At 70.6% G+C, this 22,528-nt stretch carries 20 protein-coding genes and 3 tRNA genes; 14 read left to right on the top strand and 9 right to left on the bottom strand.

Annotated elements, in window-relative coordinates:
• The first annotated feature begins 178 nt into the window (after positions 1-178).
• A complete protein-coding gene (gene cimA / locus Aut01nite_RS41355) occupies positions 179-1,765 on the top strand; it encodes a citramalate synthase (RefSeq protein WP_043527434.1) in 1,587 nt (528 codons plus the stop codon).
• Here cimA and thrS read toward each other — a convergent pair whose 3' ends face one another.
• From thrS to Aut01nite_RS41335, 4 genes are all read right to left on the bottom strand, one after another.
• On the bottom strand, positions 1,766-2,956 hold the full coding sequence (gene thrS / locus Aut01nite_RS41350; RefSeq protein WP_043527436.1) for a threonine--tRNA ligase: 1,191 nt from the start codon (positions 2,954-2,956) through the stop codon (positions 1,766-1,768). It abuts the gene before it with no gap.
• A 174-nt stretch (positions 2,957-3,130) separates the two neighbouring features.
• Positions 3,131-4,126: an endonuclease/exonuclease/phosphatase family protein gene (locus Aut01nite_RS41345; RefSeq protein WP_043527438.1), complete on the bottom strand. Its 996-nt coding sequence runs from the start codon at positions 4,124-4,126 to the stop codon at positions 3,131-3,133.
• Between the two features lie 117 nt (positions 4,127-4,243).
• Positions 4,244-5,584, bottom strand: coding sequence for a M16 family metallopeptidase (locus Aut01nite_RS41340; protein WP_043527440.1), 1,341 nt, complete (start codon positions 5,582-5,584; stop codon positions 4,244-4,246).
• Entirely contained in the window at positions 5,581-6,906 is a 1,326-nt protein-coding gene (locus Aut01nite_RS41335; RefSeq protein WP_052164000.1) for a M16 family metallopeptidase, read from the bottom strand. The genes Aut01nite_RS41340 and Aut01nite_RS41335 overlap by 4 nt, the downstream gene beginning before the upstream one ends.
• Positions 6,907-6,974: 68 nt before the next feature.
• On the opposite strand from Aut01nite_RS41335, the gene arfB reads away from it, so the two are divergent.
• The gene (gene arfB / locus Aut01nite_RS41330) at positions 6,975-7,400 is read left to right on the top strand and encodes an alternative ribosome rescue aminoacyl-tRNA hydrolase ArfB (RefSeq protein ID WP_043527524.1); all 426 of its coding nucleotides are present in this window, start codon (positions 6,975-6,977) and stop codon (positions 7,398-7,400) included.
• A gap of 377 nt (positions 7,401-7,777) precedes the next feature.
• On the opposite strand, the gene Aut01nite_RS41325 is transcribed toward arfB, so the two are convergent.
• On the bottom strand, positions 7,778-8,719 hold the full coding sequence (locus Aut01nite_RS41325) for a hypothetical protein (RefSeq protein ID WP_043527444.1): 942 nt from the start codon (positions 8,717-8,719) through the stop codon (positions 7,778-7,780).
• Between the two features lie 133 nt (positions 8,720-8,852).
• Here Aut01nite_RS41325 and Aut01nite_RS41320 point away from each other — a divergent pair, with 133 nt between their 5' ends.
• From Aut01nite_RS41320 to Aut01nite_RS41305, 4 genes are read left to right on the top strand one after another with little or no spacing between them, the layout of a single operon-like run.
• Positions 8,853-9,779 (top strand): ABC transporter ATP-binding protein, encoded by a 927-nt coding sequence (locus tag Aut01nite_RS41320; protein WP_052164001.1) that lies wholly within the window; start codon positions 8,853-8,855, stop codon positions 9,777-9,779.
• Positions 9,776-10,594 carry an ABC transporter permease gene (locus tag Aut01nite_RS41315; protein WP_043527446.1) on the top strand — a complete coding sequence of 273 codons (819 nt, stop codon included), beginning with the start codon at positions 9,776-9,778 and terminating at the stop codon, positions 10,592-10,594. The genes Aut01nite_RS41320 and Aut01nite_RS41315 overlap by 4 nt, the downstream gene beginning before the upstream one ends.
• Before the next feature lie 41 nt (positions 10,595-10,635).
• On the top strand, positions 10,636-10,845 hold the full coding sequence (locus Aut01nite_RS41310; protein ID WP_043527528.1) for a helix-turn-helix transcriptional regulator: 210 nt from the start codon (positions 10,636-10,638) through the stop codon (positions 10,843-10,845).
• Between the two features lie 51 nt (positions 10,846-10,896).
• Positions 10,897-11,691 carry a fumarylacetoacetate hydrolase family protein gene (locus Aut01nite_RS41305; RefSeq protein ID WP_043527448.1) on the top strand — a complete coding sequence of 265 codons (795 nt, stop codon included), beginning with the start codon at positions 10,897-10,899 and terminating at the stop codon, positions 11,689-11,691.
• Here the strand turns inward: Aut01nite_RS41305 and Aut01nite_RS41300 are convergent.
• Positions 11,680-12,441 (bottom strand): TetR/AcrR family transcriptional regulator, encoded by a 762-nt coding sequence (locus Aut01nite_RS41300; protein ID WP_063958804.1) that lies wholly within the window; start codon positions 12,439-12,441, stop codon positions 11,680-11,682. The genes Aut01nite_RS41305 and Aut01nite_RS41300 overlap by 12 nt on opposite strands.
• Positions 12,442-12,487: 46 nt before the next feature.
• On the opposite strand from Aut01nite_RS41300, the gene Aut01nite_RS41295 reads away from it, so the two are divergent.
• The 4 genes from Aut01nite_RS41295 (at position 12,488) to Aut01nite_RS41280 (ending at position 14,332) form a co-directional block, all read left to right on the top strand.
• The gene (locus tag Aut01nite_RS41295) at positions 12,488-13,288 is read left to right on the top strand and encodes an NAD(P)H-binding protein (RefSeq protein WP_043527450.1); all 801 of its coding nucleotides are present in this window, start codon (positions 12,488-12,490) and stop codon (positions 13,286-13,288) included.
• 63 nt (positions 13,289-13,351) lie between these two features.
• Positions 13,352-13,423 (top strand) — tRNA-Gln (locus Aut01nite_RS41290).
• A gap of 55 nt (positions 13,424-13,478) precedes the next feature.
• A tRNA-Glu gene (locus Aut01nite_RS41285) sits at positions 13,479-13,551 on the top strand.
• Between the two features lie 705 nt (positions 13,552-14,256).
• Positions 14,257-14,332 (top strand) — tRNA-Glu (locus tag Aut01nite_RS41280).
• Between the two features lie 753 nt (positions 14,333-15,085).
• Here Aut01nite_RS41280 and Aut01nite_RS41275 read toward each other — a convergent pair.
• A complete protein-coding gene (locus tag Aut01nite_RS41275) occupies positions 15,086-15,772 on the bottom strand; it encodes an IclR family transcriptional regulator (RefSeq protein ID WP_014447202.1) in 687 nt (228 codons plus the stop codon).
• Positions 15,773-15,821: 49 nt separating this feature from the next.
• Between Aut01nite_RS41275 and leuC the strand changes: the two genes are divergently transcribed.
• From leuC to Aut01nite_RS41255, 4 genes are all read left to right on the top strand, one after another.
• Positions 15,822-17,276 carry a 3-isopropylmalate dehydratase large subunit gene (gene leuC / locus Aut01nite_RS41270; protein ID WP_043527452.1) on the top strand — a complete coding sequence of 485 codons (1,455 nt, stop codon included), beginning with the start codon at positions 15,822-15,824 and terminating at the stop codon, positions 17,274-17,276.
• A 15-nt stretch (positions 17,277-17,291) separates the two neighbouring features.
• Positions 17,292-17,882, top strand: coding sequence for a 3-isopropylmalate dehydratase small subunit (leuD, locus tag Aut01nite_RS41265; protein ID WP_043527454.1), 591 nt, complete (start codon positions 17,292-17,294; stop codon positions 17,880-17,882).
• 159 nt (positions 17,883-18,041) lie between these two features.
• A complete protein-coding gene (locus Aut01nite_RS41260) occupies positions 18,042-18,794 on the top strand; it encodes an HU family DNA-binding protein (protein WP_043527456.1) in 753 nt (250 codons plus the stop codon).
• Between the two features lie 133 nt (positions 18,795-18,927).
• Positions 18,928-19,353, top strand: coding sequence for a hypothetical protein (locus Aut01nite_RS41255; RefSeq protein ID WP_043527457.1), 426 nt, complete (start codon positions 18,928-18,930; stop codon positions 19,351-19,353).
• Here Aut01nite_RS41255 and Aut01nite_RS41250 read toward each other — a convergent pair.
• Together Aut01nite_RS41250 and Aut01nite_RS41245 are read right to left on the bottom strand one after the other, a co-directional pair.
• A complete protein-coding gene (locus Aut01nite_RS41250) occupies positions 19,310-20,188 on the bottom strand; it encodes an NUDIX hydrolase (protein WP_043527459.1) in 879 nt (292 codons plus the stop codon). The two genes, Aut01nite_RS41255 and Aut01nite_RS41250, sit on opposite strands and share 44 nt — an antisense overlap.
• A gap of 7 nt (positions 20,189-20,195) precedes the next feature.
• Positions 20,196-22,484 carry an RNA degradosome polyphosphate kinase gene (locus tag Aut01nite_RS41245; protein ID WP_043527460.1) on the bottom strand — a complete coding sequence of 763 codons (2,289 nt, stop codon included), beginning with the start codon at positions 22,482-22,484 and terminating at the stop codon, positions 20,196-20,198.
• Between the last annotated feature and the right edge of the window lie 44 nt (positions 22,485-22,528).

Genomic DNA, 22,528 nt, shown 5'->3' with positions numbered 1-22,528 from the left:
TCCCGGGCGGTAACGCGTGGCATGCTTCGGACGTGACCCACTCCGTGCTGATTATTCGCACCGAGCGCGCCGGCTGACGCTGACTCATACAAGCGCAGCGCCGACGCGCAGACCTCCCGCATCCGCGGGGGGTCTTTTTGTTGTCGCTTGTGGGTGACCGACCGAAAGGACCTCCCCGATGGACTACCAGGTGTTCGACACGACGCTGCGCGACGGCGGGCAGCGCGAGGGAATCAGCTACACGGTCGCCGACAAGCTCGCGGTCGCGCGCCTGCTGGACGAATTCGGAGTGGGTTTCATCGAGGGCGGCTGGCCGGGCGCCATGCCCAAGGACACCGAGTTCTTCGAACGGGCGAAGACCGAGCTGGACCTGACGAACGCGGTCCTGGTGGCGTTCGGCGCGACCCGCAAGGCCGGTGTGGACGTCACCGAGGATGCGCAGGTCAAGGCTCTGATCGACGCGGAGACCCCGGTGGTCTGCGTGGTCGCGAAGTCCGACATCCGGCATGTGGAGCGGGCGCTGCGCACCTCCGGCGAGGAGAACCTGGCGATGGTACGGGACACCGTCCGTCACCTGATCGCCAACGGCCGCCGCGCGTTCGTCGACTGCGAGCACTTCTTCGACGGTTTCCGCTACGACCCCGCGTACACGGCGAGTGTCGTCACGACGGCGATCGAGGCGGGCGCCGAACGGGTCGTCATGTGCGACACCAACGGCGGCATGCTCCCGTCGATGGTCACCAGGGCGATCCAGGAGGTCGTGGAACTGACCGGGGTGCCCGCGGACCGCCTCGGCATCCACTGCCAGAACGACACCGCCTGCGCCGTCGCGAACACGGTCGCCGCGGTCGAGGCCGGGGTGAAGCACTTCCAGTGCACCGCCAACGGGTACGGCGAGCGCCCCGGCAACGCCGACCTGTTCGCCACCGTCAGCAACCTGCAACTCAAGCTCGGGCTGAAGGTCCTACCGGACGGATGCCTGGAGAAGGCGACGCGGGTCTCCGCCGCGCTCGCCGAGATCGCCAACATCGCCCCCGACACCCACCAGGCCTACGTCGGGGCTGCCGCATTCGCTCACAAGGCGGGGCTGCACGCGAGCGCGATCAAAGTGGATCCGCTGCTGTACAACCACATCGACCCCTCGGTTGTCGGCAACGACATGCGGATCCTGGTGACCGAGATGGCCGGCCGGGCCAGCATCGAGCTCAAGAGCCGTGAGCTCGGACTGGACCTGGCCGGCCATCCGGACACCCTGACGGCGGTGACCCGGAAGGTCAAGGACCTGGAGGCCACCGGTTACTCGTTCGAGGCCGCGGATGCCTCTTTCGAGTTGCTGGTCCGCAGCGAGCTGCCCGGCGCGGACCTGGCGAAGCCGTTCACCCTGGAGTCGTACCGGGTGCTGGTCGAACACCGGGAGGACGGCACGGTGATCAGCGAGGGCACCGTGAAGGTGCGGGTGCGCGGCGAGCGGGTGATCGCCACGGCCGAGGGGAACGGCCCGGTCAACGCCCTGGACGAGGCGCTGCGCAGCGCCCTCCAGAACCACTACCCGCAGCTGAAGACGTTCGAGCTGTCCGACTTCAAGGTGCGGATCCTGGAGGGCAGCCACGGCACCAACGCGATCACCCGGGTGCTGCTGGGAACCAGCGACCACAACCGCGAGTGGACCACCGTCGGCGTGCACGAGAACATCGTCGAGGCCAGCTGGACGGCCCTGGTCGACGCCCTCACCTTCGGCCTGGCCCGGACCTCCGCTCCCGCCTGATCAGTCCCGGTCCCGGGCGGCGGCGCTGATCAGGTCGATCGCCGCCGCCCGGGGCATCGGGTCCAGCTGTCGGCCGTCCCGGAGCCGGAGCGCGACCAGGTCCGTGGCGGCCTCCCGGGGACCGATCACCGCGACGTACGGGATCTTCCGGCTCTTCCTGATCCGGTTGCCGACCGAACCGTCGTGCAGCACCTCCACCCGCAGATCGGCGGCCTCGGCGGCGAACTCCCGGGCGGCGGCGTCCTGATCCGCGCCGACCGGCAGCACCGCCAGCTGGACCGGCGCGTACCAGAGCGGGAACGCGCCCTCGTGCACCTCGATCAGGTGCCCGAACAGCCGTTCCATCGAGCCGGCCAGGCTGCGGTGCACCATCACCGGCCGTCTCCGGCCGCCGTCGGAGGCCACGTACTCCAGCTCGAACCGGGACGGCTGGTGGTAGTCGATCTGCACGGTGGCGAGGGTCCACTCCCGGCCGGACGGGTCCGCGACCTGTATGTCGATCTTCGGCCCGTAGAACGCCGCCTCTCCGGCGACCGCCGTGAACGGGACCACCGCGTCGGCCAGCGCGCCTCGCAGCAGAGCCTCGGCCCGGGCCCACATCGCGTCGTCCCCGCCGTACTTCCGCCCCGGCCCGCGCAGCGACAGCTGATAGGAGACCGGCCCCATGCCGAGCGCGGCATGCACCTCGCGCATCAGCCGCAGCACCCCGGCCACCTCGGCGGCGGCCTGGTCCTCGGCGCAGAAGATGTGCGCGTCGTTGAGCAGCATCGACCGCACCCGGGAGAGGCCGCCGAGCACCCCGGAACGTTCCGCGCGGTACATCGGCCCCAGCTCGGCGATCCGCAACGGCAGATCGCGGTACGACCGGCCGCGCGACCGGAAGATCAGCGCGTGATGCGGGCAGAGGCTGGGCCGCAGCACCAGATCGTCCTCCCCGACCCGCATCGCCGGGAACATGTCGTCGGCGAAGTTGTCCCAGTGGCCGGACAGCTCGTACATCCGCCGTCTGCCGAGCGCCGGCGAGTTCACATGGCGGTAGCCGTGCCGCCGTTCCCGGTCGTACAGGTACGACTCGACCTCGCGCCGGGCGGCCGCGCCACCGGGCAGCCAGAACGGCAGGCCCGCGCCGATCAACGGGTCGGAGTCGAAGAGGTCCAGCTCGCGGCCGAGCCTGCGGTGATCTACGGACATCGTGGGTCTCCCTGAAAGGTCGGGGACCCCGGACGACACAGCCCCGGGCATGTCGCCCGGGGCCGTCAGCTCAGTGTCGACGGACGCCGGGTGCTCCCGGCGTGGTCGTGATCGAGCTGAGCATCATCATGCCCACGATGCTAGGAAGCGGCGCCGCGCGCGGTCGACCGGTTTTCACGCCGCGGGCACCGTCAACCAGGCGATCACCGCGCGGTGGTCGGAGTCCTTGATGTCGTGAACCGCTACGTCCCGGACGCCGATCCGCTTGTCGGCCAGCACGTGGTCGATGGTGACCGGCGGGATCGGATCCCCGTCGTACGGCCCCCAGGTGCCGATCCCGCCCTTGCCGACCACGTCGGCGGCGTCCCGGTAGCCGGTGGCGATCAGGTCACGCAGCGGCCGGTGATCGAGCGTCGCGTTGAAGTCACCCAGCAGGATTCGGGGGATCCCGCCGTCGGCGGGCGACTGGTCCCGCAGATCGGCCGACCAGCCGGAGACCATGTTCGGATGCGCCGGCGCCAGCGGATGCACCGACTCGACGAACACCGTCGCCGCGCCCGGCACCCGCACCGTCGCGTGCGCCTGCTGGAAACCGCCGTCGTTGCGCCGGGCGGCCTGATCGGCGAACGGATGCCGCGAGTAGAGGCCGGAACCGCTGGCCCCGAACTCCGGGGCGAGCTGCCGGTAGGGCAGCAGCTTCTCCAGGCCCGCGTCCCGCAGCGCCGTCTCGCCGCGCGGCGTGAACTCCTGAACGGCCAGCACGTCCACGTCGTTCTCCCGGACCAGGCGCACGATCTCGCTCGGCTCGGCCCCGCTGAACAGCAGGTTCGCCGTCATCACCTGGAGCTCGACACCGGCGGACGGGCCCCGGTCGGCGTCCGCGGTCAGGCGCGGCGCCACGGCCATCGCGAAACCGAAGGCGATCAGCGCGGCCACCGCGGCGGCCGCCCACCGGCGGGCGAACAGCGACACGATGAGCGGAATCAAGGTCCAGACCGCGACGTACGGCGTGAAAGCGAGGAACTGGACCCAGAGCCCCGCCTCCCACCCGAACGTCCGGCCCAGGAACCAGACTGCCGCCGGCATCAGCGACAACCAGAGCAGCACGGTCCACACGACGCGGCGGCGGCCGGCCGGCCGCGCCTCCGGGGACGCCTCGGTGATCGTCATGGCGCGACGTTATCCGGCTCCCGCCACCCGCCACCGGCCAACGCGTCCCAGCTCACATGCCCACCGGCCGTCTCCCGCGGGGGTGCGCGGCCGCACACCCCCACGGGCCGGCGTGCCTCAGAGGGCCGCTTCGGTGAGCTCGCCGAACTCGGCCAGCTCGTCCCGGATCACCGCGCCGTCACCCTCGACGACCACGGTCAGCTTCTCCACGGCCAGGTGCTCGGCGGCGGCCCGGGACACGTCCTCGACGGTCGCCTCCAGGTAGTCCCGGCGCAGCGTCTCGTAGTAGTCGTCCGGAAGGCCGTGCACCACCAGGGTGGACAGCGCGCCGGCGATCGCGCCCGGCGTCTGCATCTCCACCGACAGCTGCCCGGCCCGCCACGACCGCGCCACCTCCAGCTCCGCCTCGGTGACCCCCTCGGCCTGGGTCCGGGCGATCTCGCCGAGCGTGTCCCGGATCGCCGGGGCGGTCACCGCGGTCTGCACCCCGGCGGCCACCTCGAACCGGCCCGAACGGCGGGTCATCGCGTAGGAGCCGCGGATCCCGTACGTGTACCCCTTGACCTCCCGGATCAGGTGGTTCAGCCGGGACGTGAACGCCCCGCCCAGCACCGTCGCCGCCAGCGTCATCGGCACGTAGTCCGGGGTCGCCCGCTCCGGGGCCCGGTGCCCCAGCCGCAGCGTCGACTGCACCGAGTCCGGCCGGTCCACCAGGATCGTCCGGCGCGCCGGCGGCAGCGTCACCCCGAGCGGCCCGGCCGGCTCCAGCGGCTCCCCGGCGGTGCCCTCGAACGCCGCCTCGGCCAGCGCGCCGAGATCCAGCGCGTCCAGGTCACCGGCGACCAGCAGCACACCCGGGCGCCGCAGCCACGCCTCGTGGAAGGCGAGCACGTCCGCCACGGTCACCGCCGCCACCGAGGTGGGGTCGCCGTGCAGGGGACGGTTGTATCGTCCGTCGGCGCCGAACAGGTCGGCACGCAGCGCGGCGTCGGCGCGGGGACCGGGCTGCGCCCAGTCCATCCGCAGGGCGGTCACCTCGTCGTCGCGGACCCGGGCGACATCCGCCGGGTCCAGCTTCGGCGTGCGGGTAGCCTCCGCGGCCAGGCGGACGGCGTCGATCAGCAGCGGTACCGGCGCCGACACCCCCACCCGGAAGTTGTCCCAGTCGACCGACGGGACCAGCTCGGCGCCGAGTCCCTCCAGCGCCAGCGCGTACGCCGCCGAGTCCCGCTTGCGGGTGCCCTCCTCCAGCGACTTGGCCAGCACCGTGGCGGTGCCCTCCCGGCCGTCGGTCTCCCGGGCCGCGCCCGCGTCCAGCAGGAGCACCGCATTGGCGAGAAGCTGGCCGGGCAGGTGCGCGGCGACCACCGTGCCGCCGTGGGCGCTGACCCGGCGGATCGCCGGGAACGCGTAGGGCCGGGCCGCTCCGGTGCCCGGCCGGGTGGTGACGAGGCTCATGAGGGCTCCCCGGGAACGTAGGTGAGGGTGACACGGGACTCGGGGCGCAGCACATGCTTCGCGGCCTCGGTGACGTCGTCCGCGGTGACGGCCAGCCACTTCGGCAGGCGGTCGGCGGCGGTGGCCGGGTCACCGAACTGGGTGGCGTACCGCCCCAGCAGGTCGGCGCGGCCGCCGACCGTGGAGACGCCCCGCCACCACGCGGTGGTCAGCAGCGCCTTCGCCCGGTTCAGCTCCTCGTCGGTGACCGGCTCGTCGATCAGGCTCTGCACCACCTCGGCCAGCCCGGCCTCCAGGGCCTCCACCGGGACGCCGTCCTTCGCGGTGGCGGTGATGATCAGCGGGGCGGGGGCGTGCGCGAGATCCACCCCGTACGACCCGATGTAGTCCGGCTGGGCGATCCGGGAACCGTCGGCGAGCCGCTGGTAGAGGCGGCTGCCCCGGCCGTTGCCCAGGATCGTGGCCAGCACGGTGACCGCGTCGTACCCCGCCGTGCCGAACGGGTAGGTGCGGTGCGACAGGTAGATGCGGGCGGCCGGGACCTTGGCGGTGACCGTCTCCCGCACCGCCTCGCCGCGCGGGCCGGGCAGCGTGCCGTCCGGAGCCGGCGGGATGTCCGGGACCGTGGCGATCGCCCCGAAGTACTTCTCCGCGAGCTGGAACACCTCGGCCGGCGTGGTGTCCCCGACGACCGTGAGAACCGCGTTGTTCGGCGCGTAATACTGCCGGTGGAAAGCCTGGAACGTCTCCAGGGCGGCCGCGTTCAGATCCTCCATCGACCCGATCGTGGCGTGATGGTACGGGTGGCCCTCCGGATAGAGCAGCGGCAGCAGGCGCAGCCAGGCGTCGCCGTAGGGCACGTTCTCGTACCGCTGGCGCCGCTCGTTCTTCACCACCTCACGCTGGTTGTCCAGCGTCTCCTGGGTGAGCGCGGGAACCAGCCCGCCCATCCGGTCGGCCTCCAGCCAGAGCGCCAGCTCCAGATGCTCCGACGGCATCGTCTCGAAATAGTTCGTCCGGTCCGGGTTGGTCGTCGCGTTCAGCGAACCGCCGTTGCCCTGCACCAGCTTCATGTGCTCGGTCTTCTTCACATGCTGCGACCCCTCGAACATCAGATGCTCGAAGAGATGCGCGAACCCGGTCTGACCCGGCGGCTCGTGCCGGGAACCGACGTCGTACCAGAGGTTGACGCAGACGACCGGAGCCGTCCGATCCTCACTGACGACGACGCGCAGACCGTTCGGAAGCTGCGTGGTTTCGATGGGCCACGGATACCCGGTCGCGGCGACCGGTGCGGTTGGTGACGTCACCCGTGCAATCATGCCCTGTCGAGCGGGATTCCCGCTTTACTCCGTGGCGCATGATCACGGTGGGTGCCATCCTGGGGCACATGCTTGAGGACGTACGGGTGAACGACCGCCTGACCATCCCGGCGGCCGAACTCTCGTGGCGTTTCTCCCGCGCGAGCGGCCCCGGCGGCCAGGGCGTCAACACCACCGATTCGAGGGTCGAGCTCTCCTGGGACCTGCTCGGCTCCGACCTGCTGCCCGCTGCACTGAAGGAACGGGCGGTCGAACGGCTCGGCGCCCGCCTGATCGACGGTGTGTTGACCGTCACCGCCTCCGAACACCGCTCCCAACTGCGCAACCGGGAAGCCGCCGCCGCCCGCCTCGCCATGCGGGTCGGCGAGGCGATCGCCACCCCGCCCCGCCAGCGGCGCCCCACCAAACCGTCCCGCGGCTCCGTCGAACGCCGCATCGGCGAGAAGAAACGCCGCGCCCAGATCAAACGCAACCGCCGCAGCAACGATGACTGAGATCCCGCGACGGGCCTGACCCTGCCGAGGCGGTCGACCACGCGGGCGCGCTGATCGGTTCCGGTCTGCGGCTCTCCCTCTTCGACCACTTTTCCGGTACGGGCCACGCCGGTTCCGTGACTCCCCGCGGCCGCGGCAGGCGTTCCCCCACGACCGTCCCCCGGTGCCACTCATGCATGCCCGCCACGGTCACCCCTCGGCCGGCCGGGCGCGCTGCGGCCAGCCGCGGCTCGGATCGGACCGTAAGTGTCCACGCGGTGTAGCCGCGTCAGGGCTGGCGGAGTTGGCGGGGTGACGCTCACGGCGTACCACGCAAGGGTGTGGAGCGACCGGCGGAGACCGTGGGGCGCGGGATGAGCGGAGGGGGCCGCTGACGGTCAGCGCTGGTTGTAGGGGGCGACCGCCTCGCGGTTCTGGGCGGCGGCGTCCGGGCCGAGCAGGGCCTCGCAGACACGGATCAGGCGGCTGCGCAGGCCGGCGGCGCGGCGGGCCAGCTCGCGCTGGCGGGCCACGTACTCCGCTTTGCCCTCCGGGGTTTCGATCTTGACCGGGGGATGGCCGTAGGAGGTCAGGTCGTAAGGGCTGGCCTGCATGTCCAGCAGGCGGATCTCGCCGGCCAGGGCGAAACAGTCCAGCGCCAGCGCGCCGGGAACGGCGGGACCGAGTTTCTGCGCCCACTTGTGCACGTCCATCGCGGCGTGCAGGCAGCCCGGCTGATCCAGGTCGACCTGGGTGGCGCGGGTGGGCTGCAGGCGGTTGAGCCCGACGGCCTCGGGGGTGAAGAACCGGAACGCGTCGAAGTGGGTGCACCGGATGCTGTGCTGCTCGACCACCTCGTCGGTGCCGGCCTGGCCGAGGCGCAGCGGCAGCTCGTGGCGGTGCTCGGTGTCCCGGTAGACCATCGCCCACTCGTGCAGGCCGAAGCAGCCGGAGAAGACCGGGCGGGACGCGGTCGCGGTGAGCAGACCGTGGATGTAACGCACGCTCTCGGCGCGGGCGTGCATGAACGCGTCCTGGTCGAGGGTGACGACACCGTCGGGAGAGGACATGTAGAACTTCCACCCGGCGTGCTCGGCCAGCCCGTCGGGGGCCGGTGACAGGCCGGTGCCGACGCCGGGGTGCCAGCGGCGCAGCAGCGCGGGGCGGGTGCCGTAGTAGTCGTACAGAAAATCCTCGATGGCGTGTTTCTCGCCCGCCGCGCGGCGGGCACGGTGGCCCGCGGTCATCTGGTCGGCGCGCTCCGAGTGCGCCCGGGCGAGGGGAATCCAGCTGACCGAGGGCAAGGTGGTGGTGAGCGCCCTCACCTGCTTGATCCCCATCGCACCAATGTATCTAGCCGGAGCGATCAACACGATCACCGTTTGGCGCGAATGAGTTCCGCCACGCGATGTGGCACTGAAGATGTACGCCGATGTGTAGTACATCTACTACATCCTTGATAACGTAGGCGACATGACAGGATCGACAGTGGCCGCGCGGAGCGTGGTCGACACGCCGGGGACCGGCCCGGTCATCGAGGTCCGCGATCTCCGCATGCGTTATGGCGACAAGGAAGTGCTCACCGGCGTCGACTTCACCGCCACGGCCGGCGAGGTCGTGGTCCTGCTCGGGCCCAACGGGGCGGGCAAGACGACCACCATCGAGATCCTGGAGGGCTTCCGCCGGCGATCCGGTGGCGACGCCCTGGTGCTCGGAGTGGATCCGGCCGATGGCGACGAGCCCTGGCGGGCCCGGCTCGGTGTGGTGCTCCAGTCGTGGCGTGATCACAGTAAGTGGCGTGTCCGGGAGCTTCTGCAGCATCTCGGGTCCTACTACGCGAATTACTCCACGCCGGGGAAGCCTCGCCCCTGGGCGGTCGACGAGCTGCTGGAGGTGGTCGGTCTCACCGGTGCGGAGAAGACCGCGATCGGCCGACTCTCCGGCGGGCAGCGCCGCCGGCTGGACGTGGCGATCGGCATCGTGGGCCGGCCCGACCTGCTCTTCCTGGACGAGCCGACGGTCGGGTTCGACCCGGAGGCACGGCGCGACTTCCACGACCTGATCCACCGGCTGACCGATGTGGACTCGACGACCGTGCTGCTGACCACGCACGACCTGGACGAGGCGGAGAAACTGGCCGATCGCATCCTGATTCTGGCCCGCGGCCGGATCGTGGCGAGCGGCTCGGCCGACGAGCTGTCCCGGCAGGTGGCCGGCGAGTCGGAGATCCGCTGGACGCGGGACGGGCAACGGTTCGTGCACTCGGCGGCCGACGCCACCGGGTTCGTGCGCGAGCTGTTCCGTCAGCACGGCGAGGCCGTCGGCGACCTGGAGGTCCGCCGGGCCAGCCTGGAGGAGACCTATATGCGGCTGGTCCGCGAGGCGGAGGGTGCGGCGTGAGAAGAGGGCTGATCCGTGCGGGGCTCCAGCGCGGGCTGATCGAGCTGCGGCAGACCGTGACCAATGTGACCGACATCATCGGCTACCTGTTCCCGGTCGCCCTGCTGCTCGGCTGGCTCCGGCTGATCGAGGGCGACGAGCTGCCCGGCTCGTCCGTCTCGCTCGGCGCCTACAGCCTGGTCAGCTCGCTGGCCCTGCTGCTGGTGATCGGCGGGGTGACCTCGATGGCGCAATATCTGACGATGGACCGGGAGGACGGCACCCTGCTGCGGGCCAAGGCCACGCCGAACGGCATGGTCGGCTACCTGATCGGCAAGATCGTGCTGGTGGCCGGGGTCATGCTGATCACCTGTGCGGTGACGCTGCTGCCGGGCGCCCTGATGGTCGAGGGGCTGCGGTTCGACGGCGGCACCTGGCTGACGCTGCTCTGGCTGCTGCCGTTGTCGATGCTGGCGCTGATGCCGGTCGGCGCCATCCTGGGATCGTTCTTCCAGAGCGTCCGTGGCGCCGCGATCCTGATGCTGCCGGTGCTCGCCCTCACCGGCATCTCCGGCATCTTCTCGCCGCTGTCGGCGCTTCCCGGCTGGCTCCAGGGCGTCGCACAGGGCTTCCCGATGTACTGGCTGGGTTCCGGCCTGCGGTCGGCGTTCCTGCCGGGTGAGCCGGAGCAGGCGCTGGCCACCGCCGGTGTGCTGGCTCTCTGGGCCCTGGCCGGGCTGGCTGTCGCGCCGCGTATTCTGCGGCGGATGGCCAGGCGGGAGTCCGGCTCGCTGGTCGCCGCCCGGCGCGAACGGGCGATGACCCGGACCATGTGAGGGAACGCGTGGCCAACGAGATCACCTACAACCGGATCGCGATGCTGCGTGCCGAGCGCGGCATCACGCGGCGGCAGCTCGCCGACGCGCTCGGGGTGCACTACCAGACGGTGGGTTACCTGGAGCGCGGCGAGTTCAGTCCCAGCCTGCACCTGGCGTTGCGGATCTGCGCCTACTTCGAGGTCCCGGTCGAGGTGATCTTCTCGCTGGAGCCGTTCCCGCGGCTCGGTGCGGAAACCCGACCGGCGTAGATTTCGGGTGAAGGTCCAGCCTGCACTAGCCGCTACAGATGGGATTCACCCGTGCGTTTCGCCCGCTTTGTCCACCCTGGTGGAGTCTCGTTCGGCGTCGTCGAAGGCGACGGCACGTCGGGACTGACGGTGGCCGAGATCGACAGCATCCCCTTCAACGAGGTGCGCTTCACCGGCCAGCGATGGGCGCTGGCCGACATCCGGCTGCTCGCCCCGATCTTCTCCAGCAAGGTCATCGGGATCGGCCGCAACTACGCCGACCACGCCGCCGAGATGGGCAACGAGGTGCCCAAGGAGCCGTTGATCTTCATCAAGCCGTCCACCTCGGTGATCGGCCCCAACGACGCGATCCGCATCCCGAGCGTCACCAGCCGGGTCGAGGAGGAAGCCGAGCTCGCCGTCGTGATCGGCGCCAGCGGCGCCCGCCGGGTGGACCGGGCCGGCGCCGAGAAGGCGATCTTCGGCTACACCTGCGGCAACGACGTGACCGCCCGGGACCTGCAGCGCAGCGACCCGCAGTGGACCCGCGCCAAGGGCTTCGACTCGTTCTGCCCGATCGGTCCGTGGATCGTGACCGGCCTGGACGTCAGCGACATCGAGGTGCGCTGCGAGGTCGGCCGCGACCCGGAGAACCTGGAGGTCCGCCAGATCGGCCGGACCAAGGACATGGTCTTCGACATCCCGAGCCTGATCTCGTACGTGTCGCACGTCATGACCCTGCTGCCCGGCGACATCATCCTGACCGGCACGCCGGCCGGCGTCAGCCAGATCACCCCGGGTGACACCGTGTCGGTCAGCATCCAGGGCATCGGCGAACTGCGGAACCCGGTCGTCTCACTCGACTGACCGTTCGATCCTGACGTCTTTCTCGACGGGCCGTTCGATCCCGCTGTCTTTCCCGACGGATCGTTCGATCCCGTCCAGGATCAGGGCCAGGCCGTAGTCGTGCGCGGCCTGGTCCTCGAATCCGCCCGCGTTCCACAGCGCGGTCATCGCCGGGTACGCCTCGACGTCGAACCAGTCCTCCCAGAAGTCACCGCGCTCGTGCCACCACGACTCGGTGGACTGGCCGCTGTCCCGGCTCAGGCGGGCGTCCTCGCCGGCTTCCCGGGCGAAGGCGTAGACGTACGCGGTGACGGTCAGCGCCGCCCGGTTGATCTGCCCCACCGGCACGCCCGCCGCGGTCATCGTGGCGATCAGGAACTCCCGCTCGGCCATCGTGCCCGGCCCGAGCGGTGGCCGTACCAGTGACACCTCGGTCAGCCAGGGGTGCGCCGCGTACATCTCCCGGGTCCGTGCGGAGAACAGCGCCACCCGCTCCCGCCAGCCGTCCCCGAACTCGAGCCGCCGGGCCAGCAGCACGTCGTCGACCATCAGGGCGATCAGATCGGCGCGGGACGGCACGTAGGTGTAGAGCGTCATCGTCGCCGTCCCCAGCGCCCCCGCGACCCGTGCCATCGAGGCCGCAGCCAGCCCGTCCGTGTCGGCGATCCGGATCGCGGCGGCGACCACCTCGTCCACGCTGAGCTTGGGCGGCCGACCGGCGGCCTTCTTCGCCGGCCGGGTCCGGCGCCAGAGCAGTGGGTAGTTCTCCATGATTCCGTATACCCTACGGGAAACAGTTCCCGTAGGGAGTACGAGAATGAGGATCCTGGTAACCGGCGCCACCGGCAGCGTGGGCCGCCTCGTCGTCGACGAACTGCTCGGCAACGGCGCCGACATCCGTGCGCTCACCGTGAACCCGGCGCGGGCCGCCCTCCCGCCCGGCGTCGAAGTCGTCAAGGGCTCCTTCAAACGGCTCGACATCGTCGCCGAGGCACTGCGCGGCGTCGACAAGCTCTACCTCGCCCCACACCCGGAGACGGTCTTCGAGGTCTGCCGGACCGCCGCCCGCGCCGGTGTGCGGCACATCGTCGACATGGCCGGCGCCAAAGGCGACCACTGGCAGGTGATCGAGGACGGGGTGGAGGCCAGCGGCGTGCCGTTCACCCATCTCGAGCCGGGGGAGTTCATGGGCAACGCGGTCGACTGGGCACCGCAGATCCGCGCCGGCGACGAGGTGCGGGACGCGTTCGGCGACGTGGCCAACGCCCCCATCGCCCTGGAGGACATCGCAGCCGTCGCCGCCCGGGTGCTGCTCTCCGACGGCCACGAGGGGCGCTCCTACGAGTTGACCGGCCCCGAGTCGCTGACCCGCCGGCAGAAGCTCGCCGCCATCGGTGAAGCCCTCGGCCGCGACCTGACCTACGTCGAGCTCACCGGCGAGGCGGCCCGGGCGCACTTCGCCGAGCGCATGGGCGAATACGGCGACTGGTACCTGGACGGCCTCGCCCAGCTCGCCTCGCATCCGCAGGCGGCGGTGCCGACCGTCGCCGAGCTGACCGGGCGTCCCGGCATGCGCTACGTGGAGTGGGCACGCCGTCACGCAGATCTATTTGGGTAACCCGATTTGGCGGCCCGGTTGGCCTCAGGTAAAGTTCTCTCCGGCGCGGCAAGCCGGGCCAAATGGGGTATGGGGTAATTGGCAGCCCGGCTGATTCTGGTTCAGCTAGTCTAGGTTCGAGTCCTGGTACCCCAGCGCAGTCCTCCTCTCGGGGAGGGCAGTGCTGGTAGCAAGTAAGACAGCACGTTCTGGTCCCGTCGTCTAGCGGCCTAGGACGCCGCCCTCTCAAGGCGGTAGCGAGGGTTCGAATCCCTTCGGGACTACATCGAGAACGGCCCGCATCTCCGGATGCGGGCCGTTTCGCTTCTCCCAATCCCGATCTTGTACGCCGTGGGCCGCCCCCAAACCGACCACACCTCCCGTGCCAGTCCGACGCGACGTAGGCCGGGGTGACGACCGAAACGCCCCCAACGGGCGAAGCGCCTGGTCGCGGCAACTTCCCCGGCGCCGGCCCGCCGGCCCCGGCCCACCGCCACCGGTCCACCGGTCCACCGGTCCACCGGCGCCGGTCCACCGGCGCCGGCCCACCGCCACCGGTCCACCGGCGCCGGCCCACCGCCACCGGTCCACCGGTCCACCGGTCCACCGCCACCGGTCCACCGGTCCACCGGCGCCGGTCCACCGGCCCCGGCCCACCGCCACCGGTCCAGCCGATCGGCCACACCGCTCTGCCCGCCCGTCTGCCCGCCCGTCGGTGCTCCCGCACCACCCACCCCCGCTCCGCCTACCGCCTGCCCGTTTGCCCGTCTGCCCGTCTGCCCGCTTGCCCGCCTCCCGGGCTTGAGCCTCCGCTCGGGTGTGGAGCGAAGGTGGCGTTACGAACCCGGGCAGCGTCTGAAGGCTGGGCGGGGATGGGCAGTGGCCGTCGTCACCCCGGTTGAGGTGGGTGGATATCCGATTTCGGCTGCAGAGCGGGGACTGCTAGAGTTCTGATCGCCGCCGGAACACGGGCGGTGAAACGAAGTTCTGGTCCCGTCGTCTAGCGGCCTAGGACGCCGCCCTCTCAAGGCGGTAGCGAGGGTTCGAATCCCTTCGGGACTACCAGAAAAGATCGGCCCGCACCGGACTCGGTGTGGGCCGATCTGCTTTCGCCCACGCGCCTCACGAGGGCCCGCCCTCTCCGCCGTGAATCAGCCCGCTCCTTCATCGGGCAGCACTCCCGCTCACCGGGTAGCACGCCCGGCAGGTAGCCGGACCTTCCTGACTGATCGTCCCCGCTCATTCCTCCGCCACGATCTTGTGGGCCTGCGCCAGCGATGCCACCACAACGTCACAAGGTCTTTGCGGGGCAGGTGAGCGATGACGTCTGGCCCGCCGACCATCCCTTCCTAATGTCCCCGAAAGGCCATGTGCATGAGGGGAGAAAGGGACATTGCCTTGCGAGGGGTGCGGAGAGCTGGAAGTGCGAGGTGGAAGGTAGGGGAGCTGCCTTGCGAAGGGGCCGGAGAGCTGGAAGCGCGAGGTAGAGAAACGAAGCCGCCTCGGGGGAGGCGCGGCGGATCGGGAGGGCAGGGGTTGGAGGAAGGGAAGTCGCCTTGCGAGGGGCGTGGAGAGCTGGGAGTGCGAGGGGGAGGTGGGAAGTCGCCTTGCGAGGGGCGTGGGGAGCGGGGAGCGCGAGGGGGAGGCAGGGGAGCTGCCTTGCGAGGGGTGCGGAGAGCTGGAGGCGCGAGGGGGAGAAACGAAGCCGCCTTGGGGGAGGCGGGACGGGCCGGGAGGGCCGGAGGTGGGCTTAAAGAGAGGCCGCCCCGCGGGAGGCGGGGCGGACCGGGAGGACGAGGGGGAGGACGAGGGGAGGGGTCAGAGACCGGAGAGGCGCTGGCCGGCGCGGACGACGGCCATCGCGTGCCGTTCGCCGGGGCGGCGGCCGAGGCGCTCGATCGGACCGCTTATCGAGATGGATGCGATGACCCGGCCGGTGCGGTCGCGGATCGGCGCGGAGACGCTCGCCACACCGGGCTCGCGTTCGGCGACGCTCTGTGCCCAGCCGCGGCGGCGGACCTCGGCCAGGGTGCGGCCGGTGAACTTGCAGCGCGGTAGGAGCGGCATCACCGCCTCGGGCGGTTCCCACGCGAGCAGGATCTGGGCGGCGGAGCCGGCGACCATCGGCAGCACCGAACCGACCGGCACGGTGTCGCGAAGACCACTCGCGCGCTCGGCGGCGGCGACGCAGATCCGCTCATCGGCTCGGCGTAGGTAGAGCTGAGCACTCTCCCCCGTCGCGTCCCGAAGTGCGGACAGCAGGGGCTCCGCGGCGGTCAGCAGAACGTCCGGGGCGGCATTGGCCAACTCGCCCAATCGCGGACCTGGCCGCCATCTTCCTTGAGTGTCGCGCACCAGCATCCGATGGATCTCCAGGGCCTGGGCCAGGCGATGTGCGGTCGCCCGCGGCAGCTTGGTGCGTTCGACCAACTCGGCAAGGCTGGCGCCGTCGACACATGCGGCGAGGATGACAACCGCCTTGTCGAGAACGCCTACACCGCTCATACTGTGTCCCACAAGCCGAAACATACATTCCAGAATTTAGGATGTCCAGATGGTGGGAGTCACTCCCCAGAGCGGGAAACCCAGGACCCTGGCCGAGAAGGTCTGGGATGACCACGTGGTGCGCACGGCCGAGGGTGAGCCCGACCTGCTCTTCATCGACCTGCACCTGCTGCACGAGGTCACCAGCCCGCAGGCGTTCGACGGCCTGCGGATGGCCGGGCGGCCGGTGCGGCGCACCGACCTCACGCTCGCGACCGAGGACCACAACACCCCGACCGGGTATGCGGACCCCGCGTTCAACACCAAGCGCGGCGAGCTCTTCACGATCGCCGACACCACCTCGCGGACGCAGATCGAGACCCTGCGCAAGAACTGCGCCGAGTTCGGTGTGGAGATCCGCCCGCTCGGTGACGTGAACCAGGGCATCGTGCACGTGATCGGCCCGCAGCTGGGTCTCACCCAGCCGGGCATGACGATCGTCTGCGGCGACTCGCACACCGCGACCCACGGCGCGTTCGGCGCGCTGGCCTTCGGCATCGGCACCAGCGAGGTCGAGCACGTGCTCGCCACCCAGACGCTGCCGCAGTCCAAGCCGAAGACGATGGCCGTCACGGTCGTCGGCGAGCTGGGCGAGGGCGTCACCGCGAAGGACCTGATCCTCGCGCTGATCACGCAGACCGGCACCGGCGGCGGCAACGGCCACATCGTGGAGTACCGCGGGGAGGCCATCCGCAAGCTCTCCATGGAGGGCCGGATGACCATCTGCAACATGAGCATCGAGTGGGGCGCCAAGGCCGGCATGATCGCGCCGGACGAGACCACGTTCGCGTACCTCAAGGACCGTAAGCACGCCCCGCAGGGCGAGCAGTGGGACGCCGCGGTGGCGTACTGGAAGACCCTCGCCACCGACGCCGACGCCGAGTACGACACCGAGATCATCCTGGACGCCTCGGCGATCAGCCCGTTCATCACCTGGGGCACCAACCCGGGCCAGGGCGCCGCGCTGAACAGCGTCGTCCCCAGCCCCGAGGACTTCCTCGACGAGGTGGAGCGCGGCGCCGCCCAGCGCGCCCTCGACTACATGGACCTCACCCCCGGCACCCCGTTCCGGGACGTGCCGGTCGACGTGGTCTTCGTCGGCTCCTGCACCAACGGCCGGCTCGAGGACCTGCGTGCCGCCGCCGACGTGATCCGGGGCCGCAAGGTCGCCGACGGCGTCCGCATGATGATCGTGCCCGGCTCCTACCTGGTGCGTGAGCAGGCCGAGGCCGAGGGCCTGGACAAGGTGTTCACCGAGGCGGGCGCCGAGTGGCGGTTCGCCGGCTGTTCGATGTGCCTGGGGATGAACCCGGACACGCTCAGTCCCGGCCAGCGTGCCGCGTCCACCTCCAACCGCAACTTCGAGGGCCGGCAGGGCAAGGGTGGGCGTACCCACCTGGTCTCGCCGCAGGTCGCCGCCGCCACCGCCGTGGTGGGCAGGCTGGCCGCCCCCGCCGACCTCTGAGTAGGGGAAGCTGACATGGACAAGTTCGTCACCCACAGCGGCAAGGTCATGCCGCTGCGCCGTTCCGACGTGGACACCGACCAGATCATCCCGGCGGTCTACCTGAAGCGGGTCACCCGGACCGGCTTCGAGGACGGCCTCTTCAACGCCTGGCGTGAGGACCCTTCGTTCGTTCTGAACAAGCCGGCTCACGCGGGCGCCACCATCCTGGTCGCCGGGCCGAATTTCGGCACCGGCTCGTCCCGGCAGCACGCCGTCTGGGCGCTGCGCGACTGGGGCTTCAAGGCGGTCGTCGCCTCCCGCTTCGGCGACATCTTCCGCGGCAACTCCCTCAAGGAGGGTCTGCTGCCGATCCAGCTCGACCAGAAGATCGTGGAGAGCCTCTGGGACCTCGCCGAGAGCGAGCCGGAGAAGGAGATCACGGTCGACCTGGACGCTCGTGTGGTCCGGGTGGACGACGCCGCCTACGGGTTCCCGATCGACGACTTCAGTCGCTGGCGGCTGATGGAGGGTCTCGACGACATCGGACTGACGCTGCGGCACGCGGACGCGATTACCGCGTACGAGAAGAGCCGCCCCGCTTTCAAACCGGTCGTAACCCTTTAATCCACCGCGTAATTCGCCCCTGCCGGGTCACCCGGCAGGGGCCAATTCGTTAGGACACAACGGTTTTTTCCCCCGAATGTTTCTGTAACCAGGTCACAGGGCATACCGTGCGCGCAGAATGGCCTTCGACGGGCCAGTTCTCACGTCCGGGAGGAAACCGTGAACAAGGCCGAGCTCATCGAGGCGCTCGCAGTCAAGCTGGGGGACAAGAAGACCGCGGCCCTGGCGCTCGACGCGTTCATCAGTGAGGTGCAGAACGCCGTCGCCAAGGGCGACCGGGTTGCCCTCACCGGATTCGGAAGCTGGGAGAAGCGGGCCCGCAATGCGCGTACCGCGCGCAATCCGCGAACCGGCGAACCGGTCAAGGTGAAGAAGACGTCGATCGCAGTCTTCAAGGTCGGCAACACATTCAAGGATCTGGTGGCGAGCGGAAAGCCGGCCAAGGCGGCGTCCGCGGCCAAGAAGTCGGCTGTCACCAAGTCGACGGCCACCAAGTCGACGGCCACCAAGGCCACGACGACGGGGGCCGGGAAGAAGACCGCGGCCACGAAGGCGGCGCCCGCCACCAAGACGACGGCCGCCACCAAGACGGCGCCCGCCACCAAGACGACGGCCGCGAAGAAGACCGCGGCCACCAAGACCGCCGCTCCCGCCACCAAGACGACGGCGGCGGCGACCAAGAAGGCCACCGCGACCAAGGCGGCCGCCACCAAGACGACGGCGGCGGCGAAGACCACGACGGCCAAGGCGGCGCCGGCGGCGAAGAAGAGCACCACCAAGGCCGCCCCGGCGAAGAAGACCGCCACGACGACGAAGGCGGCCCCGGCCGCCAAGCGGACCGCCCGGAAGACGTCTCAGCCGGAGGCCGTGCCGGCCCGCGCCCGGTCCGCCTCCACACGCAAGGCCCGTTAGCCGGGTGCGGATCCCGGGCGCGGACAGCGGCCGGGCTCCACACACGAAGTGACCTGACGAAGGCGTCCACCCGTACGGTGGACGCCTTCGTGGTGTTCCGGCGCGGATCCGCCGGCCGTCCTAGCGTCCGGGCATGAGATCTGCGCCACGAGGGCTGACGACGCGGTCCGGCATCGCGGCCGTGCTGTTCGCGGCCGCGGTGCTGCCCGGGTGGACGCTCGGTGACCTGGCCGAGGACCGTACCGGATGGCCGGTCCTGGACTGGTTGATCACTTGCGGGTGGAACGGTCTCGCGGTGGCCTGGTACGCGCCGCGGTGCTCGTACCGACGGTTGGACGGCTGGGCGGGGGCGATCCCGGTCTACGGCTGGTACCTGACGGGGATCCTCTGCTGGCGGCTGGCGTCGCTGCCGTACCGGGACTGGGATCCCCGCCGGGACGAGCTGTGGCAGGCACGCTGGCTGACCGGCGAGCGGATCGGTTACTGGACGGCCGCTCCGCCGGCCCGCCGTGCCGTCACAGCCGTGCGGCGCCCAGCAACCGCTCGCCGGACCAGGTGAGCAGCCAGCCCTCACCTTTCGGCGTCTTGAACCGCTGATGATCGTCGGTGCCGTGCAGGGACGCCAGCAGGTGCGGCATCAGCTTGCCCTGGCTGCACACCACCACCCGCTCGGCGCTGCGCAGCGAGGCCAGCCGGGCCCGTGCCTCGGCGAGCCGTCCCGGCAGCCGGTCCGGGTCGTCCACCTCGGCGAACGCCCCGTCCGACACGATCGGCTTGTCGCCGAGCGCCGCCGCCAGCGGTTCCAATGTCTGCACGCAGCGCAGCGGGGTCGCCGCGACCAGCCGGCGCGGCCGCAGCGCGGTGAGCAGGCCGGCGATCCGGTCCGCCTGCTTCGCGCCGACCGGATCGATCGGGCGCAGCTCGTCGCGGCCGGCCCACTTGCGGCGTTCCCCGGCCCGGGCGTGCCGGACCAGCGCGATCACCGCGGTGACCGGCGGCAGGTCCGCGACGTGCGCCAGGACGGTTCGCTCATCGGGGTACGTCAACCGCGCGGCCGCCTCCCGCAGCGGCAGCCAGACCAGTTCGTCCACCTCGTCGGTGTCCCGCACCGGGCCGTCGCCGGCGGCCGCCATCAGCCAGAACGCCACGTTCTTGGCGCGTCCATCGGGCAGCGTGTAGTCGACGTCGGGCAGCCGCAGCTGGGGAATCCCGGCGGTGCCGGTCTCCTCGGTGACCTCCCGCAGCGCCGCCGCCAGCGGCTCCTCACCGCCGTGCAGCTTGCCTTTCGGCAGACTCCAGTCGTCGTAGCGGGGGCGGTGCACCAGGCACACCTCGACCTGTTCGCCGGAGCGGCGGTGGAGGACCCCGCCGGCCGCGCGTTCCACATCAGTCATGGGCTGCTTACTTCTTGCCGATGATCCGCCGGAGCATGGCTGCCTGCAGGTGAACCTGCGGGCGGCCCGGAGTCCCCTGGTTGCGGTGCCAGATGCCGTCACCGTCCAGGTCCCAGCCCTCGGTGTGGTCGCTCATCGACAGCTCCAGGACGTGCCGGATCTCCTCGCGGGCCGACGGTGTGACCACCTTGACCAGCGCCTCCACCCGGCGGTCCAGGTTGCGGTGCATCAGGTCGGCGGAGCCCATCCAGTACTCGGAGTCGTGGCCCGGGCCGAACCGGAACACCCGCGAGTGCTCCAGGAACCGGCCGACGATCGAGCGGACCCGGATGTTGTCCGACAGGCCGGGGACGCCGGGCCGCAGCGCGCACATGCCCCGGATGATCAGGTCCACCTTCACCCCATCCCGGGAGGCCCGGTACAGCGCGTCGATGGTCTTCTCGTCGACCAGCGAGTTCACCTTGAACTGCACCAGCGCCTCGCCGCCCTCGCGGGCGATGCGGGCCTGCTCCTCGACCCTCTCCAGGAGACCCTTGCGTACGCCGTGCGGGGCGACCAGCAGACGCCGGTAGGTGGTCTGCCGGCTGTACCCGGTGAGCACGTTGAACAGGTCGGTGACGTCCGCGCCCACCTCGGGGTCGGCGGTGAGCATGCCGAAGTCCTCGTAGAGCCGGGCCGTCTTCGGGTGGTAGTTGCCGGTTCCGATGTGGCAGTAGCGCCGGATCTGGTTGCCCTCCTGCCGTACCACCAGAGAGGTCTTGCAGTGGGTCTTCAGACCGACCAGGCCGTAGACGACGTGGCACCCGGCCCGCTCCAGGGTGCGCGCCCAGGCGATGTTGGCGACCTCGTCGAACCGGGCCTTCACCTCGACCAGGACCACCACCTGCTTGCCCGCGGCCGCGGCGTCGACGAGCGCGTCGACGATCGGCGAGTCACCGGAGGTGCGGTACAGGGTCTGCTTGATCGCCAGCACGTTCGGGTCGGCGGCGGCCTGCTCGATGAACCGCTGCACGCTCGTCGAGAACGAGTGGTACGGGTGGTGCACCAGGATGTCTGATTCGCGCAGCCGGTTGAACACGCTGCGCGGCACCTCGCCGTCGGCCAGGTGCGGGTGGGTGGCCGGAACGAACGGGCGGTCCTTCAGATCGTCACGGTCACACTCGCCGAACACCTGCCACAGCGACGACAGGTCCAGCAGGCCGGGCACCCGCAGCACGTCCTGACTGTCCATGTCGAGCTCGCGGACCAGCAGGTCGAGCACGTGGTCGCTGATCGAGGCGGCCACCTCCAGGCGCACCGGCGGGCCGAACCGGCGCTGCGCGAGCTCCCGCTCCAGGGCTTGCAACAGGTCCTCGTCGCGGTCCTCGTCGACCTCCAGCTCGGCGTTGCGGGTCACCCGAAACAGGTGCCACTCCAGGATCTGCATCCCGGGGAACAGCTGGTCCAGATGGTTGGCGATCAGCTCCTCCACCGGCAGGAAGCGCACGCCGCGATGGTCGTTCTGCACGGTGACGAACCGGGGCACGTTGTTCGGCACCTTGACCCGGGCGAACAGCTCCGGGTTGTCGCCGTCGGGGTAGCGCAGCGCCACCGCCAGGTTCAGCGAACGGCTGGAGATGTACGGGAACGGGTGCGCCGGGTCGACCGCCAGCGGCGTCAGCACCGGGAACACCTTCTCCCGGAAGTAGGTGCGCAGCCGGCCCTGCTCGGGCGCGTCCAGCTCCTTCCACGAGACCAGCTCGATGCTCTCCGACGCCAGTTTCGGCCGGACCTCGTCGGCGAAGCAGGCCGCGTGTCGGGTGACCAGATCAGCGGTCCGCTCGGTGATCATCTCGATCTGGTGCCGCAGCGAGGAACGGTCCCCGCCGCGGACCGGCAGGCCCGCGCTGAGCCGCCGCTTCAGGCCCGCCACCCGGACCATGTAGAACTCGTCCAGGTTGCTCGCGAAGATCGCCAGGAACTTGGCCCGCTCCAGCAGCGGGGTGCCCGGATCCTCGGCCAGGGCCAGCACCCGGGCGTTGAAGTCGAGCCAGGACAGCTCCCGGTTCAGGAACCGGTCCTCGGGGAGGATGAAGCCGGTCTGCTCGTCCTTCTCGTCCTCGTCCTCGTCGTCGTCCTCGGCGGCCAGCTCGGCGACCATGGTGACGGCGGCGAGCTCGGTCGCCTGGCGCTCGATCGCGGGCAGCGGGGCCTCCAGGTCCTCCGGATCTATCCCCTCCGATTGCTCCGGCCGGGGCAGGAAGCGGCCGTTGGGGCCGCGCCGACGGGTCTCGGGGGTCCGGGGCGAGGTCTGCATGGGTCCATCATTGCCGCTTCCGGAGAAACGTGAAACGAACTACC

Origin of the sequence: Actinoplanes utahensis, from assembly GCF_016862455.1 — a bacterium.
GTDB lineage: Bacteria > Actinomycetota > Actinomycetes > Mycobacteriales > Micromonosporaceae > Actinoplanes > Actinoplanes utahensis.
Note: the sequence above shows the minus strand (reverse complement) of the source record. Positions and strands in the feature narration are given on the sequence as shown.